The organism is Gottfriedia acidiceleris (genome assembly GCF_004138285.1).
GTDB lineage: Bacteria > Bacillota > Bacilli > Bacillales > Bacillaceae_G > Gottfriedia > Gottfriedia acidiceleris_A.
In genome coordinates, this window is record NZ_SCFN01000024.1 from 23,250 (window position 1) to 39,535 (window position 16,286).

At 32.0% G+C, this 16,286-nt stretch carries 13 protein-coding genes; 10 read left to right on the top strand and 3 right to left on the bottom strand.

Annotated features, from left to right (window positions below):
- Positions 1 to 95: 95 nt before the first annotated feature.
- The 4 genes from metA (at position 96) to thrB (ending at position 4,394) form a co-directional block, all read left to right on the top strand.
- Positions 96 to 1,001, top strand: coding sequence for a homoserine O-acetyltransferase MetA (gene metA / locus EP747_RS21005; protein ID WP_129692016.1), 906 nt, complete (start codon positions 96 to 98; stop codon positions 999 to 1,001).
- A gap of 132 nt (positions 1,002 to 1,133) precedes the next feature.
- Positions 1,134 to 2,438: a homoserine dehydrogenase gene (locus tag EP747_RS21010; RefSeq protein WP_129692017.1), complete on the top strand. Its 1,305-nt coding sequence runs from the start codon at positions 1,134 to 1,136 to the stop codon at positions 2,436 to 2,438.
- Positions 2,431 to 3,489 (top strand): threonine synthase, encoded by a 1,059-nt coding sequence (thrC, locus tag EP747_RS21015; RefSeq protein WP_205753860.1) that lies wholly within the window; start codon positions 2,431 to 2,433, stop codon positions 3,487 to 3,489. The genes EP747_RS21010 and thrC overlap by 8 nt, the downstream gene beginning before the upstream one ends.
- Positions 3,486 to 4,394: a homoserine kinase gene (gene thrB / locus EP747_RS21020; protein WP_129692018.1), complete on the top strand. Its 909-nt coding sequence runs from the start codon at positions 3,486 to 3,488 to the stop codon at positions 4,392 to 4,394. Before thrC ends, thrB begins: the two co-directional genes overlap by 4 nt.
- A gap of 291 nt (positions 4,395 to 4,685) precedes the next feature.
- Here the strand turns inward: thrB and EP747_RS25145 are convergent, their stop codons facing one another.
- Complete coding sequence (locus EP747_RS25145; RefSeq protein ID WP_268895679.1) at positions 4,686 to 4,820, bottom strand: hypothetical protein; 135 nt, start codon at positions 4,818 to 4,820, stop codon at positions 4,686 to 4,688.
- Positions 4,821 to 4,967: 147 nt separating this feature from the next.
- On the opposite strand from EP747_RS25145, the gene EP747_RS21025 reads away from it, so the two are divergent.
- A complete protein-coding gene (locus tag EP747_RS21025; protein WP_129692019.1) occupies positions 4,968 to 5,342 on the top strand; it encodes a hypothetical protein in 375 nt (124 codons plus the stop codon).
- Positions 5,343 to 5,354: 12 nt separating this feature from the next.
- On the opposite strand, the gene EP747_RS21030 is transcribed toward EP747_RS21025, so the two are convergent.
- Positions 5,355 to 5,909, bottom strand: coding sequence for a 3D domain-containing protein (locus EP747_RS21030; protein WP_129692020.1), 555 nt, complete (start codon positions 5,907 to 5,909; stop codon positions 5,355 to 5,357).
- Between the two features lie 608 nt (positions 5,910 to 6,517).
- Here EP747_RS21030 and EP747_RS21035 point away from each other — a divergent pair.
- The 5 genes from EP747_RS21035 (at position 6,518) to EP747_RS21055 (ending at position 14,305) form a co-directional block, all read left to right on the top strand.
- A complete protein-coding gene (locus EP747_RS21035) occupies positions 6,518 to 8,299 on the top strand; it encodes a M3 family oligoendopeptidase (protein ID WP_129692021.1) in 1,782 nt (593 codons plus the stop codon).
- Between the two features lie 148 nt (positions 8,300 to 8,447).
- Entirely contained in the window at positions 8,448 to 10,187 is a 1,740-nt protein-coding gene (locus EP747_RS21040; RefSeq protein ID WP_235832961.1) for an ABC transporter ATP-binding protein, read from the top strand.
- A complete protein-coding gene (locus EP747_RS21045) occupies positions 10,168 to 12,003 on the top strand; it encodes an ABC transporter ATP-binding protein (protein WP_129692023.1) in 1,836 nt (611 codons plus the stop codon). Before EP747_RS21040 ends, EP747_RS21045 begins: the two co-directional genes overlap by 20 nt.
- A gap of 11 nt (positions 12,004 to 12,014) precedes the next feature.
- A complete protein-coding gene (locus tag EP747_RS21050; RefSeq protein WP_069032559.1) occupies positions 12,015 to 12,662 on the top strand; it encodes a nitroreductase family protein in 648 nt (215 codons plus the stop codon).
- 266 nt (positions 12,663 to 12,928) lie between these two features.
- Positions 12,929 to 14,305 (top strand): APC family permease, encoded by a 1,377-nt coding sequence (locus EP747_RS21055; RefSeq protein ID WP_129692024.1) that lies wholly within the window; start codon positions 12,929 to 12,931, stop codon positions 14,303 to 14,305.
- Positions 14,306 to 14,370: 65 nt separating this feature from the next.
- Here EP747_RS21055 and pepF read toward each other — a convergent pair whose 3' ends face one another.
- A complete protein-coding gene (pepF, locus tag EP747_RS21060) occupies positions 14,371 to 16,182 on the bottom strand; it encodes an oligoendopeptidase F (protein ID WP_129692025.1) in 1,812 nt (603 codons plus the stop codon).
- Between the last annotated feature and the right edge of the window lie 104 nt (positions 16,183 to 16,286).

The following is a 16,286-nucleotide window of genomic DNA, read 5'->3' on the forward strand; positions in this document are numbered from 1 at the left end:
ACTAAAATTTAGTTTAGATATTTTAAATAGGTAGTAGAAATAGTTCATGCATCATTCTACTGCCTTTTTCCTAAGAAAAAAGAGGAGTGGAAAAAATGCCTGTAATTATAAACAAAGATCTACCTGCAACGGAAATACTAACGAAAGAAAATGTTTTCTATATGACCAAAGAGCGAGCGGAGTCGCAAGATATAAGACCGCTTCAAATAGGCATTTTAAACTTAATGCCAACTAAAATTGAAACCGAAACGCAATTATTACGTTTAATTGCAAATTCACCTTTACAAGTAGATATCGATTTAATCGGTACTGAATCATACAAGCCAAAAAACATCTCAGAAGAGCATGTTTCAAGCTTTTATAAAACAATTTCACAAATTCAAAATACAAAATATGATGGCTTTATTATTACTGGTGCTCCAGTAGAGACATTGGAGTTTGAAGAAGTTGAATATTGGTCGGAGCTTAAAGAAATAATGGATTTCACAAAAGAAAATGTAACATCTACATTGCATATATGTTGGGGTGCACAAGCAGGTCTTTATCATCACTACGGAGTTCCTAAATACACATTAGATAGAAAAATGTTTGGTGTTTTCCCACACTCAGTAGAGGATCGCTTTGTGAAACTAGTATGTGGTTTTGATGACGAGTATTATGTACCACATTCAAGACACACTGAAGTTAAGAAGAAAGACATCGATCAAATAGGAGAATTGAAGATTTTAAGTCTATCGGATGATGCAGGTGTCCATCTTGTTACTAGTGAGGATGGAAAGCAAATTTTCGCAACTGGACATCATGAATATTGTATTAATACTTTGAAATCAGAATATGAAAGAGATGTACAAAGAGGAACGGAAATTGCTATTCCAAAAAACTATTTCCAAAATGATAATCCAGAAAAACCACCGATTGTACGTTGGAGAAGCCATGCTAATCTACTTTTCTCAAATTGGTTAAATTATTACGTTTACCAAGAAACCCCTTACAATTTATAAATTTATATTTTTAGTTTCATATTTTCGTCAAATACTAAATAAAAATAATTGGAAAATTTAAAAAAAGGTTTGCTATTTTCATAAAACATTCCCATAATGGAAATAATATCAAATTTTAACGGAGGAGATTATATGAAGGACTGTATATCTATCGGCCTATTAGGACTTGGAACTGTTGGAAGTGGTGTTGTAAAAATTGTTGAAGATCATCAGGACAGATTGGCTCATCAAATCGGTTGTTCTGTTCAAGTAAAAAAGGTTCTTGTTAAGGACCTTGAAAAGGAACGTTCAATTTCAATTCAAAAGGATTTATTAACGACAGATGCATATGAAATTTTAGATGATGCAGAAATTGATGTTGTTGTAGAGGTAATGGGTGGAATTGAAGAAGCTAGACAATACATACTCCATGCTCTTCGTAATAAAAAGCATGTAGTCACAGCTAATAAAGATTTAATGGCTTTATATGGTACTGAATTACTCCGTGTAGCAAATGAGAATAAATGCGATTTATTCTATGAAGCTAGTGTTGCTGGTGGTATCCCTATTATTCGTAGTTTAGTAGATGGTTTAGCTTCAGACCGTGTAACTAAATTAATGGGGATTGTAAATGGAACGACAAATTTTATTCTTACAAAGATGAGCAATGAAGGAAAAGCATATGAGGATGTGTTAAAAGAAGCTCAGGAACTCGGCTTTGCAGAAGCAGATCCAACATCAGATGTTGAGGGATTAGATGCTGCGAGAAAAATGACAATTTTAGCTAAATTAGGTTTTTCAATGGATGTTGAACTTGAAGATGTGCAAGTACGTGGAATTAGTTCAGTATCTTCAGAAGACATCGATTTTGCTAAATACTTTGGTTATACAATGAAATTAATCGGTTATGCGAAGAGAAACGATAATCGAATTGAAGTTAGTGTTGGACCAACTTTAATTGCACATAATCATCCATTAGCATCTGTAAGTAATGAATTTAATGCAGTTTATGTGTATGGTGAAGCTGTAGGAGAAACGATGTTCTATGGACCAGGTGCGGGTAGTTTACCAACTGCAACTGCAATCGTATCAGACTTAGTTGCAGTAATGAAAAATATGCGACTAGGTGTAAACGGTACAAGTGCTGTTTTACCACAATATCCAAAAGAATTAAAAGAAGATAATGAGATTTATTTTAAATCTTTCTTCCGCTTTACAGTAAAAGATCAATTAGGTTCATTCGCTGAAATTACTTCTATTTTTACAGAATCTGATATAAGCTTTGAGAAAATTATTCAAGTTCCATTAAAACATAAGGGGCTAGCTGAAATCATCTTAGTAACACACCATGCTTCATATTCAGCATACAAAAAAGTAATTGGAAGTTTAGAAACATCTGAGGTAGTCGATGAAGTACGTAGCTATTATCGAATTGCAGGTGAAGATCGTGATGTATAAAGGGTTAATCGAAAAATATTCAAAATTCTTACCTATAAATGAAGAAACACCAAAATTAACTTTAAATGAAGGAAATACGCCATTACTATTTTTACCTCGCTTATCAGAGGAGTGGGGAATTGAATTATTTGTAAAATTAGAAGGACTAAATCCAACAGGTTCATTTAAAGATCGTGGGATGGTAATGGCAGTTGCTAAGGCAAAGGAAGCAGGAAGTTCAGCAATTATTTGTGCATCGACAGGTAACACATCTGCTGCCGCTGCTGCTTATGCCGCAAGAGCTGGTATGAAATGTTTTGTTATTATTCCTAATGGCAAAATTGCATATGGTAAACTTGCGCAGGCTGTCATGTATGGAGCACATATTATTAGTATCGATGGAAATTTTGATCACGCATTACAAATGGTAAGAAAAATTAGTGAGTCTGAACCAATTACACTAGTAAATTCCGTAAACCCATATCGAATCGAGGGCCAGAAAACAGCTGCCTTCGAAATTTGTGAGCAATTAGAAGAAGCTCCTGATATATTAGCAATTCCAGTTGGAAATGCAGGGAATATTACAGCTTACTGGAAAGGATTTAATGAATACAATTTATCAAAAGGTTATCAATTACCTAAAATGCACGGTTTTCAAGCAGAAGGTGCAGCACCAATTGTACAAAATAAAAAGATTGAAAATCCCGAAACAATCGCAACAGCTATTCGAATTGGTAACCCAGCAAGCTGGGAGCACGCAGTAAATGCAATTGGGCAATCAAACGGAGCAATCGATAGTGTATCAGATGAAGAAATCTTACAAGCGTATAAATGGATTGCATCAAAAGAAGGCGTTTTTGCAGAACCAGGTTCATGTGCAAGTATTGCTGGTGTATTTAAACAAGTACAATCAGGTGTGATCAAAAAAGGCTCAAAGGTAGTAGCCATCTTAACAGGTAATGGATTAAAGGATCCAGATATCGCAATTCAATCAAGTAAAATTGAACCAATATTGTTACCGAATGAAGAAAAAATTGTATTAGAACATTTACAAGGTGTGGTTTCGATATGAAAAAACTTTTCCAAATAACAGTTCCTGCAAGCACTGCAAATGTAGGACCTGGTTTTGATTCGATTGGTATCGCTTTAGATAGATACTTAACAATTGAAGTATATGATAACGATCAATATAGCTGTGAGGGATTTAGTGAATATTTGAAAGATATTCCACTTGATCAGACAAATTTAATCTTAAAAACAGCAATTGATGTTGCAAAAGCAAATCATAAATCTTTGCCAACATGTCATTTAAAGCTTGAAAGTAATATTCCGTTAACAAGAGGTTTAGGAAGTAGTGCCTCAGCAATAGTAGGTGGTATTATTCTAGCAAATGAACTTTGTAATCTTCAATTATCTATAGAAGAACAGCTTAGAATCGCAACATCAATTGAAGGTCATATGGATAATGTCGGTGCTTCACTTTATGGCGGTTTAGTAATTGGGACTTTTATAGATGGAAAAGCTTATATCCAACACTCGACATTAAATAAGGTGTCAGTAGTAGCAATTATACCAAAATACGAATTAGAAACTGTTCATGCAAGAAATATATTACCTTCAACGATTCCATATAAGAATGCTATACAATCTAGCAGCTTTAGTAATATATTAGTTTTAGCACTTACAACGGAAAATTGGCCATTAGCAGGAGATATGATGAAACGAGATCTGTTTCACGAACCATATCGATGCAAAATTGTAAAAGAGCTAGACACCTTAAAACAAATCGAATTACCTGAATATGTGCATGGATTTGTTTTAAGCGGTGCCGGACCGACAGTACTAGCCTTTGTCTCGATCGAAGGTTGTCCTGAAGCAATTGACTATTTTACACGTTTATTTCCAAATTGTGATGTTAGTGAAATAAAAATAGAAAACAAAGGTGCAACAGTAAAACATTCAATCCATTCGAATTAAAAGAAACCACTCAACCAGGGATAGTTGAGTGGTTTCTTATTTTTTGAGTTATATATGAAGTGTAAATAAAAATTGTGACACTGAAATTAAAATCTGTGAAAGTGTAAAAAAGGGTGGAACTGCAATTAAAATCTGTGAAAGTGCAAATAAAAAAGGTAAATCCGCAATTAAAAAAGTCGAATCTGCAAATAAATTCACTAAAACAGCAAATAAGATCATGATCTGTGAATAATTTAAGCGAAAATCATGAGAAATAACAATAAATTAGAATAAGGAATCATTAATAATTTTTTATTTTTCTCGTTCTTTCATATATTTTTCTGCAAGTAATTGTTTAACTTGATTATAAGTTAAACCAGAATTTGAATTTTTTCTTTTTACTTCGTTAATGTCGGTTCCAGTTATCGTAAAACGTTTATCTTTCATTTGGTTTCATCTCCAAAATAAAATTATATAATCTTATTATTTATTAGTTGAATGGAAAATATCCAATAATGGATTGATTAAAAGAAGCAATTAAATTAATTGGTAAGATATGTTAAAATAATAATTAAAAGAGTGGGAGATAAAACCATGCATGAGATTGTTTTTGGGATATTAGGTTTTATTTTTCGTATTATATCTTGGTTTGTTATGGAAATAATCGTTCAATTTTTCTTTGACTATTTACCCAAAAAATTTTTTGGCTATTCGTTTTATGAGAAAGATGATGGAATAATTCAAAAGAGAATTGCTTTGTTGAAAAAAGAAGAGTGGTTTAAGCCATACGAAACTTATTTACTAGAAATATCACAAAGAAAAAGTATTCAAAAGTTAATATTAAAAGCAAAAATGAATGAAATTTTATCAAATGAAAAAAAGAGAAATGAATTCTTATTTGAATTAGATCGTCGATTATTTGACTTAAATTCGAATGGAATTAGAAATAGAAAAACGAGCCCGAATTAACGGCTCGTTTTCTTATTTTTTATAAACTTTTACAGTAACTGTTTTAACTCCCCATTTTTGGGCATTTTTCTGACTTGGGATAAATACATCAATTTTATTTCCTTTTAGTGAACCGCCTGTATCTCCAGCAATTGCATAGCCATAGCCTTCTACATATACTTTAGAACCTAGTGGGATAACTTTTGGATCCACAGAAATAACTTTTGCTTTTGGATTCTTTTTTAAATCTATGCCAGTAGCTGTTTTACCACTACATCCCTTACAGCTACCAGTGTAAGCTGTAGCTTTCATCTTAATTACTTTATAAGGTGTAGCAGCTTTAGCTGTTGTTTTTTTAGTCGTTGTTTTCTTAGTTGCAGGTTTAATTTGCAATACTTGATTTACTTTAATAAGGTCTGATTTTAAATGGTTCCAAGATTTAATTTGAGAGACTGTTACCTTTTGCTTTTTTGCGATAGCAGATAATGTATCTCCAGATTTAACTTTGTAAGTTGCTGCGTATGTATTTGTCGTAAATCCCATTGTTAGAATAACAGTAGTAACAAAACATGTCATTAATTTTTTCATATTTCTCGCTCCTGTCCATCTTCTATGAATAATACTTTACCATGGAAATGTGACAGTAAGATTTCAGTAGTTTTATTTTATATTACAAATATATTACCTTTTTTTATAATTTTCTATAAATTCTGCATAATAGTTACAGGTTAATTCGACATAGTTCCATTTTAAGAATGTTCACCGCTTAATTTTGAACCAAGATGCTTGATTTTAAAGGACTTAAGGGGTGGAATGAAAGGGGAATAAGGAAAAATTTAAACAATAAAAACTTTTCAATAAGGTATAAAATAGTCTAGAAAAACAGACTTTTTTAGCACAAATAAGATGGGTTTTATTAATTTAGTATTAAAAACTATGTAACAATTAGAGAGATTTTGTAATATTTGCTTTAAATTTGAGGTTTACAGATTCTGAATTTAAGTCCTAAAAACTACCTTCAGCATGAAACGTGTTAAATATTTCATACTTATATAAATAGAGAAAATGTACGATTAAACCAAAATTCAACGAGCTTGTGTAGGATTTAAAATTGGTATGAAGTAGTATGATTAGACTAAATATTTTGAATAATGTATAATAACAAATGTACTTATAAAACCAAAAGGTGGGGTCGTATGTCAACCAATACATATTCACTTACATGGGATTTAGATGTTTTCTTTAAAGGAGGCAGTGAATCTCCTGCATTTGCATCATACATAAAAGAAATTACTAATTTAGTAGAAGGGATAGAGAGACAGGTTTCTTTGTTTTCTGCTCCTAAAAGTAGTGATGAGATCGAGGAATTAGCTGATATCATAGGTAATATTGAAGTAATAGGCAAAAAATTATCGCAAGCTGGTGGATTTGTTAGCTGTTTACAAGCTCAAAATATGGCTGATCAAAAGGCTAATCTATTAAGAGGAACTTTAACGCAGCTTTATGCAACATTTTCTACGTCTTTAACAAAATTCCATAGTCAATTAACTAAAATTGAAGATTCTGTTTGGAAAGATATTTTAGAAACTGATGAGTTTAAGGAAATTTCTTTCGCATTAAATGAGCGTCGTCAAAAGGCTAGTGAATTATTATCAGTTGACCAAGAGGCGTTAATTACTGCTCTTTCAGTGGACGGATATCATGGTTGGGGCCAAATGTACGATACTGTTGTTGGAAAAATGCAAATCGAACATGATGATAAACTTTTATCTGTTGGTCAAGCATCAAATCTATTTTCTTCTAAAGAACGCAATGTGCGTAAAGAGATTTTTGAAAAATGGGAAGAAACATGGGGAGAAGAGTCAGATTATTTCGCTAAAATATTAAACCATCTTGCAGGTTTCCGTTTAAGTGTATATGGACAACGTGGATGGAATAATGTATTAAAAGAACCATTATCAATCAATCGTATGAGTCAAGAAACACTTGATTCAATGTGGGGCGCGATAATCGACAATAAAGCTCCATTTGTTGAATATTTAGAAAGAAAAGCTAAATTACTAGGCGTAGAGAAATTAAGTTGGTATGATTTAGATGCGCCTGTGGCTGATATTGATTCTTCCGTTTCATATTCTGAAGGTGCAGAATTTATATTAGATCAATTTGGTAAATTTGGTGATGAATTAACTAGTTTTACAAAGATGGCGTTCGAAGACTCTTGGATTGAAGCAGAGGATCGTGCAGGTAAACGACCAGGAGGTTTCTGTACAGGATTTCCTGAAAGTGGCCAATCTCGTATTTTCATGACATATTCAGGTACACCTTCGAATGTTTCAACATTAGCACATGAATTAGGTCATGCTTTCCATTCATTTGCGATGAAAGATGTTCATACACTTAATAAATATTATGCAATGAATGTTGCTGAAACAGCTTCTACATTTGCAGAAATGATCGTAGCTGATGCAGCTGTTAAAAATGCGAGTTCTGATCAGGAGCGTTTAGCTCTACTAGAAGACAAAATTCAACGTAGTGTAGCATTTTATATGAATATTCATGCTCGCTTCTTGTTTGAAACGCGTTTTTACGAAGAGCGTAAAAATGGAGTTGTAAGTAAAAATAAAATAAATGAACTGATGGAAGAAGCTCAAAAAGAAGCGTATTGCGGGGCTTTAGAAGAGTATCATCCACATTTCTGGGCATCAAAACTACACTTTTATATTACAGGTGTGCCGTTCTATAACTTCCCTTACACTTTTGGATATTTATTCTCTTTAGGAATTTATGCAAAAGCATTGGAAGAAGGAAAGAGCTATGAACAGAAATATATTGCTCTATTAAAAGATACAGCTTCTATGACAGTTGAAGAATTAGCTCAAAAACATTTAGGTGTAGATTTAACTAAACGTGATTTCTGGGAGAAGGCAGTAAAACTATCTCTTAAAGACGTTGAAGAATTTTTATCGATCACCGAATGATAACTTTTTATGAGGAGGACTCGTTTAATTACGAGTTCTTTTCCTGTTTTAAATGATTTTATTAAGAATTTTGTTGATTTATTAAAAAGAGATAAGAAAATACGGAGGGGTTTTTAATCATTACCTCTTTAGTAGGGGAGTGACTAAAGTGAATAGTTTTAAATTTTTAAAACCATATAAAATAACAATTTTCGCAGCAATCTTCTTTTTACTTTTAGAGTTAGTAGTTGAATTATTTCAACCATATATTTTATCTAATATCATTAATAATGGAATAGTTCACAAAGACATGGCTTATGTTACAAAATGGGGAATCGTCATGATCGTGTTATCGATCGTAGCGTTTATTGGAGGAGTATTAAATACTTTTTATGCAACTCATATTGCTCAAAGCTATTCATTTACGTTAAGGAAAACATTATTTGAGAAAGTACAAACTTTTTCATTTACGACGTTTAGTTATTTACCAACTTCATCAATCATTACTAGATTGACAAATGACGTATCACAATTACAAAGTGCAGTATTTATGAGTTTAAGAATTATTTTGAGAGCGCCATTAATCGTAACTGGTAGTGTCGTAATGGCATTAATTTTGAATTGGAAGCTTTCATTTATTCTATTTTTAATTTTACCTTTCTTATTTTTGTTCCTAAATTGGATGGTTAAAAAAGGTAGAAGGCTATTTAAGAATGTTCAAGATAATGTGGATATTGTAAATAGTGTGCTTAGAGAAAATTTAGTTGGAATGAAATTAATTAAAGCCTTTGTACGAAATGACCATGAAAATAATCGATTTCAACATATAAATCAAAATTTAAAACAAAAAACTTCTGTTGCATTACGAACAATGGAAATTACGATGCCAGTCATGCTTCTATTTATGAATGCTTCCATTTTGATTGTATTGTGGTTTGGAAATAGTAAAGTACATTCACACGAAACAAATATAGGAGATATTGTTGCAATCGTAAATTATATTTCTCGTATTACTTCATCTTTTACTGTTTTTTCATTTATTATTAGTGCGTTTTCAAGAATGAGAGCTTCTTCTGAACGAATCGATGAAATATTAACGATTGAAGAAGACTTTGTTGAAAAGAATGAAGGAAACCAACTAGCAAATCGATTGGAAGGAAAAATTCAATTTCATCAAGTTTCTTTCAGTTATCCTAATTCTGAAAAAGAAGTGCTAAAAAATATTTCATTTGTTGCATACCCAGAACAAACAATTGCAATATTGGGATCAACAGGTTCTGGGAAAACATCTTTATTCCAATTAATCCCTCGATTATACGATGTTAATTCTGGAACAATTTTAATTGATGATCAAGATATACGTAAAATAAACAGTAAGCAACTAAGAGGACAAATTGGATATGTACCACAAGAAGCTCTACTATTTACAGGAACAATAAAAGAAAATTTACTTATGGGTAGAGAAAGTGCATCAGATGAAGAAGTTTATTTAGCTGCTAAACATGCACAAATTCACGATTCAATTTTGACTTTTCCAAATGGATATGAAAGTTTAATTGGTCAAAAAGGTGTTAACCTTTCAGGTGGTCAAAAGCAAAGACTTTCTATTGCAAGGGCAATTCTTAGAAAACCTAGTATCTTATTACTTGATGATAGTACAAGTGCATTAGATTTAAAAACCGAAGCTAGCTTGATTGAAGCCTTAAAAAATTACGAGTGTACCACATTAATCATCACTCAAAAAATTAGCACTGCTAAAAATGCAGATAAAATATTAATTATAGATGAAGGTGAACTTGTAGAAGAGGGTACACACGAATCTTTATTAAAGAGTTCAAAACTATATAAAGCAATCTACTATTCACAATATGGAAAGGAGGAAATTCATAATGTTAAAGGAGCTAACTAAACCTTTCCAATATAAACACTTACAATTATCAAAGGACAAGAAGAAAAAGGAAGCTTCTCGTGCAGATAACGTTTCCTCAACATTGAAAAGAATATGGTCTTACTTAGCATTAATGAAAGGTAAACTAGCAGTCGTACTTTTAATGGTTTTAGCAAGCTCTGTACTCGGTTTATTAGGACCTGTTTTAGTGGGCTATTCAATCGACCATTATATTCTAAAAAATAATTTAAGTGGTTTAAGTTGGTTAATCCTTGCTTTAGTGTTTATTTACTTAGGTTATTCAGCAACATTGTTTTTACAAAATTTTTGGATGATCGATATTGCTCAAAACACTGTAACAAAAATGAGAACAGAATTATTTAATATGTTTCATAAATTACCAATGTCATTTTTTGAAAAAAGACAACACGGAGAGTTAATGAGCCGTGTAACGAATGACTTGGAAAATGTAAGTTCGACTTTAAATACTTCAGTAATCCAAGTATTTTCAAGTGTATTAACTTTAGTTGGTACTGTCTCAGTTATGCTTTGGTATAGTCCAATCTTAACTTTATTGACTTTATCAATTGTTCCAATTTTAATAATTGGTATAAAATGGATTACGCACCGAACTGGCCAACTTTATAAAATTCAGCAACGTAACTTAGGTGAGCTAAATGGATTTATTGAAGAAACAGTTTCTGGCCAAAGAATCATCAAGACTTTTTCACAAGAAGATAAAATGATTCGAGATTTTTTAAATAAAAATGAAAAATTGAAAAACTCAGGATTTTGGGCATTTATCTTTGCCGGATTTATTCCTAAATTCATGAACGTATTAAACAATGTAAGCTTTGCAATAATTGCAGGTATTGGTGGCTACTTTGCCTATAAAGGTCATATCTCGATAGGTACAATCGTTGTATTTACTGAGTATTCAAGACAATTTACTCGTCCCCTAAACGATTTATCAAATCAGTTTAATACATTACTTTCTGCGATCGCTGGAGCTGAAAGAGTATTTTCAATCATTGATGAAGATATTGAAGCGATTGATGAATCCCACATTATTAACGATCAAAAAGTTATTCAAGGTCAAGTTGAATATAAAAATGTTAATTTTTCATATGGGAAGGATTCAAATACATTAACAGATGTTTCATTCAAAGTATCACAAGGTGAGACAATCGCTTTAATCGGACCAACTGGTGCAGGTAAAACTACAGTAGTAAATTTACTTTCACGCTTTTATCAAATCAATAGTGGTGATATACTCATAGATGGTGTAAGTATTGGTCAATATTCTAGAAAAAACTTGAGACAACAAATGGCATTTGTTTTACAAGATTCATTTTTATTTAAAGGAACAATTCGAGAAAATATTCGATATGGTCGTTTAGATGCAACGGATGAAGAAGTAGAAGAGGCTGCAAAGCTAGCCAACGCACATAGTTTTATTATGAAATCTTCAAAAGGATATGATACAATCTTACAACAAGATGATCAGCAAATTAGTCAAGGTCAAAAGCAACTTCTCTCAATTGCTCGAGCTATTCTAGCAAATCCTTCAATTTTAATTTTAGATGAAGCAACAAGTAGTATTGATACCATTACTGAAATTAAAATTCAAGAAGCTTTACAAAGACTAATGCAAGGCCGAACAAGCTTTGTCATTGCTCATCGACTTAATACAATTAAAAATGCTAATCAAATACTTGTTTTGAAAAATGGAATGTGTATAGAGAGAGGTTCACATGAAGAATTAATTGATAAACAAGGTTTTTACTATGAATTAGTAAAACATCAGGGGATGAATGAAGATCAGCATATACAATAAAGGGTGGAAGCATGGATTACAATTCGTTTAAAGAAATTATTCACGGAAGAAGAAGTATTCGAAAATTTACTGATCAAGCAGTTTCAAATGAAATAATTGAAGAAATTATTGACTGTGCACGTTATGCTCCAAGTGATACAAACTCACAAACTTGGGAGTTTATCATTATTAAAAACACTGACAAAATTAAAAAAATTGAAGAGATGACATGGGATTCTCTACATGAAGTAGCTGAAAAAGCAAAAGAAAAAGGATTAGAAAAAGAAGGTAAACTATTAGTTCGTTCTTTTGGTCCTTATGCAACAGCATTTAGAGAAGCACCAGTTTTAATTATTTGTTTAGCAACACCTTATGAATCAAAATTCAGAACAAAAATATTTGATCCAATTGGCTTTGTTGAAAATGAAGTTTGGAAAGAAGAAGGAATTAAAAGTAGCTGCTTAGCATCGCAAAACTTAATGTTAGCTGCACATGCATTAGGCTTAGGAACATGTCCAATGACAGGTCCGGTCCTATTAGCGCAAGATAAACTTAGAACGTATTTAGAGATCGAGGAAAACCGTGAAATTAACATGGTCATTTCACTTGGATATCCATCTGAACCAGCGAAAAAACTAGCACGTAAAGAAGTTGCAGAAATTATTCGTTACGTTGATTAATCAATAAAGTAGCCCACGAGGAAATTACTCGTGGGTTTTTTGTGTTTTTGAAGAAGAATCAACTGGATTTTTAACTAGAATTTTTATTCAATTAACGAAGTTCAAAACTTTATAAATAACCCATCATTTAAAGGTGAAATTTTACATCAATTCAAAATATTATACTAGTATAAAATAACGATTGAATTTATATTAATATATCTGTATAATTACTCAAGTGATTAATAAGAAGAAGATTTTTTTATATTGAAAGGTGCAGTATCATCATGGATTCGACTAAAAAATTAGGTGTAATGGGTTTATCATTTTTAAGTATAAATGCAATATTAGGATTACGTAATATAGCTTTTGCTTCAACAATTGGTCCTTCAGCTTTATTTTATTGGATTGTTGCAGCGTTAATTTATTTTATTCCAATTGGGTTGATTGTAGCTGAGTTATCTACAACCTATCCAAATCAAGGCGGTATGGGTGTTTGGGTTCGAAAAGCTTTTGGAGAAAAAGCTTCATTTTTATGTTCGTGGTTTTTTTGGATTGCTAATTTTACGTACTATCCGTCACTTTTATTAACAACTACAATTGCGATTGCATATGGAATTAACCAGCCACAAATGGCTAGTCATCCTATGAAAACAGCTATTATATCTAGTGTTATATTTTGGATCGTTACTTTACTTACATTAAAAGGTACTAAAATGAGCGGAAGGCTTGCGTCGATCGGTGCACCACTTGGAGTTCTAGTTCCGGCAATTTTAATATTTGGTTTCGGATTTTATAGTATGTTTAGCGGTGAACCAAGCGCTACTCACTTTACACAAAGTACAATCATGCCAAATAATTTATCTTTTGGAACGATTATGTTTTTATCCACATTAATGTTTGGTTTTTCAGGGGCAGAAATGCTAGGAACGATTGCGGGGAATGTAAGAAACCCACAAAAAACATTTCCGAGAGCAATTTTTATCACATCTATTATTATTGCAATAGTCTATATACTTGCAACAGTTGCATTTCAATTTGTCATTACAATTTCATCTGACCAAACTGCGACAGCACTATACCTATTTGCAGATAAAATAACATCTCAATTTGGACTAAATTTTTCACTTTCTCAAATTTTAGGAATCTGTTTTGTGCTAGCATTTGTAGGTTCTCTTTCATTTTTAATTTTAAATCCTAGTGTGATGATTGCTGAAAGTGCAAAAGAGGTGCTTCCTAAAAATTTATTAAAAGAAAATAAGGATGGTATGCCATCAATTTTAGTATTAGGTCAAGCAGTTGCAGTTACATTCATATTAATTCTTTCTGCTTTTGTACCAAGTGTTTCAAAGGCATTAAATATGCTAATTTTAATGTCGACATTGGCATTTTTTATCCCTTATGTATTTTTAATTAGTGCTTATATTAAACTTCGTATGACTGATAAAAAAATAAACAGACCGTTTAAAATTAAAAGGAATTCACTAGCTATATTCGTTGCACTAATTGGAATGATTTCAGTTGTGGGAACCATCGGATTAACACTTATTCCAACTCCAGATACTACATTATTAGAATATTTACCTATCGTACTTGGACCGATTTTATTCGGATGTATTGGATTTATTCTTTATAGTAATGGAACAAAAGGGAAGAAGAAATAAATGAAAAACTAATAAAAACACCTAAATTATTCATATTAAAATAATTTAGGTGTTTTTTGATTTTTTTAGAAAAGTGACTCTAATTCAGTTACTAATGAACCAACATACTCAACAGCTTCTTTAATCGGTGCACTTGTCGTGAGATCAACACCAGCCATTTTTAAAAGCTCAACAGGTTTTTTCGATCCACCTGTTTTCAGTACTTCAATCCAAGCATCAATAACAGGTTTGCCCTCTGTAGCAATTCTTCGTGAAATAGCAGTAGATGCAGTCAATCCAGCAGAATAAGTATATGGATAAAGTCCCATATAATAATGCGGCTGGCGCATCCAAGTTAAACTTGCACCTTCATCTATTTCAACAGAATCTCCCCAAAATTCTTTCAGAACATCGCCTTTAACTTCACAGAATGTTTTCGCAGTAAGAGGCGTACCTTTTTCAGCAAGTTCATAAACTCTTCTTTGGAACTCACCTTCAAGTAAATGAGTTACAAAATTATGATAGTAAGTACCCAGTAATTGAAGGATGACCCAACGCTTCATTTTTGGATCATTCGTTTGTTTTAATAAATATTGGCCTAATAACATCTCGTTAAATGTCGAAGGTGCTTCAACGAAATACATAGAAGGACGAGTATTTACAACACGTTGATATTTGTTTGCATAATAGAAATGACCAGCATGTCCAAGCTCATGAGCAAGTACAAATGCATTTCTCATCGTATCCTGCCAGCTAATTAAAATGTATGGATGCACTCCATATGGACTAGAGCAAAATGCACCTGTTGATTTTCCAACATTATCGGAATAATCAATCCAGCGCTCATCAAATGCTTTTTCCATAATCGAAACATAATCGGGTCCCATAATTTCTAGTGATTTTAAAATCGTTTCTTTTGCTTCTTCATATGTAGTACTTGGATTGAAATCTGGATCTAGCGGAGCTTTTAAATCATAGAAATGAATCGTTTCAAGTCCTAGTTGTTTTTTCTTTAAGTTAGCTAGTCTACGCATATGTGGCGCAAGTTCCTTAAAGATGATATTTAATTGATTATGATACATTTCTAATGATACTTTGTGGTCTTGTAGTAGCATATGAGTAACTGATTCATATTTACGCAATTTACTTAAAGCGACTTCCTTTTTTACTTGAGTAGCATAAATCGAAGCATATGTATTTTTGTATTGGGTAAGAGTTTTAGTAAAAGATTCATACGCTTGTTTACGTACTGTATGATTTGGAGAGAATTCATATAAATTTTCAAACATGGCAAACGAATTTTCTAATTCTTTTCCATTTTCATCTTCAAAGGAATCGAATTTTAAATCAGCGGCCTTACTTGTTTGGTAAATTCGATATGGGGCAGAAGTAACTTCACCAATTGCAGCTAAAGCCTCTTCAGTTTCAGGGAGTAATATATGTTCCTTAGATGCAATAATTTCTTCTAATAATAATTTAAAAACCTCAATTTCATTTTCTTCCTTAATAAATGCTTCTAACATTTCATTATTTAAATGTAAAAGCTCTGACTGAATAAACGTTAATGTTGTATTTGCTTTCGTACTTAAGCTAGAAAATTGTAAACTATCAGATTGATTTTGAGAATCTGAACCATCTCCAGACTGACGTAAGCTTACATATGCACCACAACGAATTAATTGAAGCATAATAGATTCATAAGTTAATAATGCCTTTTTTAAACTTTCAGCAGACTTGAGGACAGAACCTTTTAACGATTTTGCTTCTACTAGATCATTTTCAATAAGTTCTAAAGCAACTAGCCAGTCAGCACGAGTCGGATATAAATCCTCTAATTTCCATGTCATTTCTGTTGGAACCTCAGCACGAGTTAAACGTTTTACTAACATTTTTTCCATCAAATTGCCTCCTTTAGTAGTAGTTGGTACGAGTCTATTATACTGTATAAAAACATTTTAATGGTCAAATTATTCGATAAAATTGAAAATTATAACAATTTTAC

Coding starts and splice junctions, on each gene's coding strand:
- metA (WP_129692016.1), top strand. CDS start 96: ATGCCTGTAATTATAAACAAAGATCTACCTGCAACGGAAATACTAACG.
- EP747_RS21035 (WP_129692021.1), top strand. CDS start 6,518: ATGTCAACCAATACATATTCACTTACATGGGATTTAGATGTTTTCTTT.
- thrC (WP_205753860.1), top strand. CDS start 2,431: ATGTATAAAGGGTTAATCGAAAAATATTCAAAATTCTTACCTATAAAT.
- EP747_RS21025 (WP_129692019.1), top strand. CDS start 4,968: ATGCATGAGATTGTTTTTGGGATATTAGGTTTTATTTTTCGTATTATA.
- thrB (WP_129692018.1), top strand. CDS start 3,486: ATGAAAAAACTTTTCCAAATAACAGTTCCTGCAAGCACTGCAAATGTA.
- EP747_RS21010 (WP_129692017.1), top strand. CDS start 1,134: ATGAAGGACTGTATATCTATCGGCCTATTAGGACTTGGAACTGTTGGA.
- EP747_RS21050 (WP_069032559.1), top strand. CDS start 12,015: ATGGATTACAATTCGTTTAAAGAAATTATTCACGGAAGAAGAAGTATT.
- EP747_RS21055 (WP_129692024.1), top strand. CDS start 12,929: ATGGATTCGACTAAAAAATTAGGTGTAATGGGTTTATCATTTTTAAGT.
- EP747_RS25145 (WP_268895679.1), bottom strand. CDS start 4,820: ATGAAAGATAAACGTTTTACGATAACTGGAACCGACATTAACGAAGTA.
- pepF (WP_129692025.1), bottom strand. CDS start 16,182: ATGGAAAAAATGTTAGTAAAACGTTTAACTCGTGCTGAGGTTCCAACA.
- EP747_RS21030 (WP_129692020.1), bottom strand. CDS start 5,909: ATGAAAAAATTAATGACATGTTTTGTTACTACTGTTATTCTAACAATG.
- EP747_RS21045 (WP_129692023.1), top strand. CDS start 10,168: ATGTTAAAGGAGCTAACTAAACCTTTCCAATATAAACACTTACAATTA.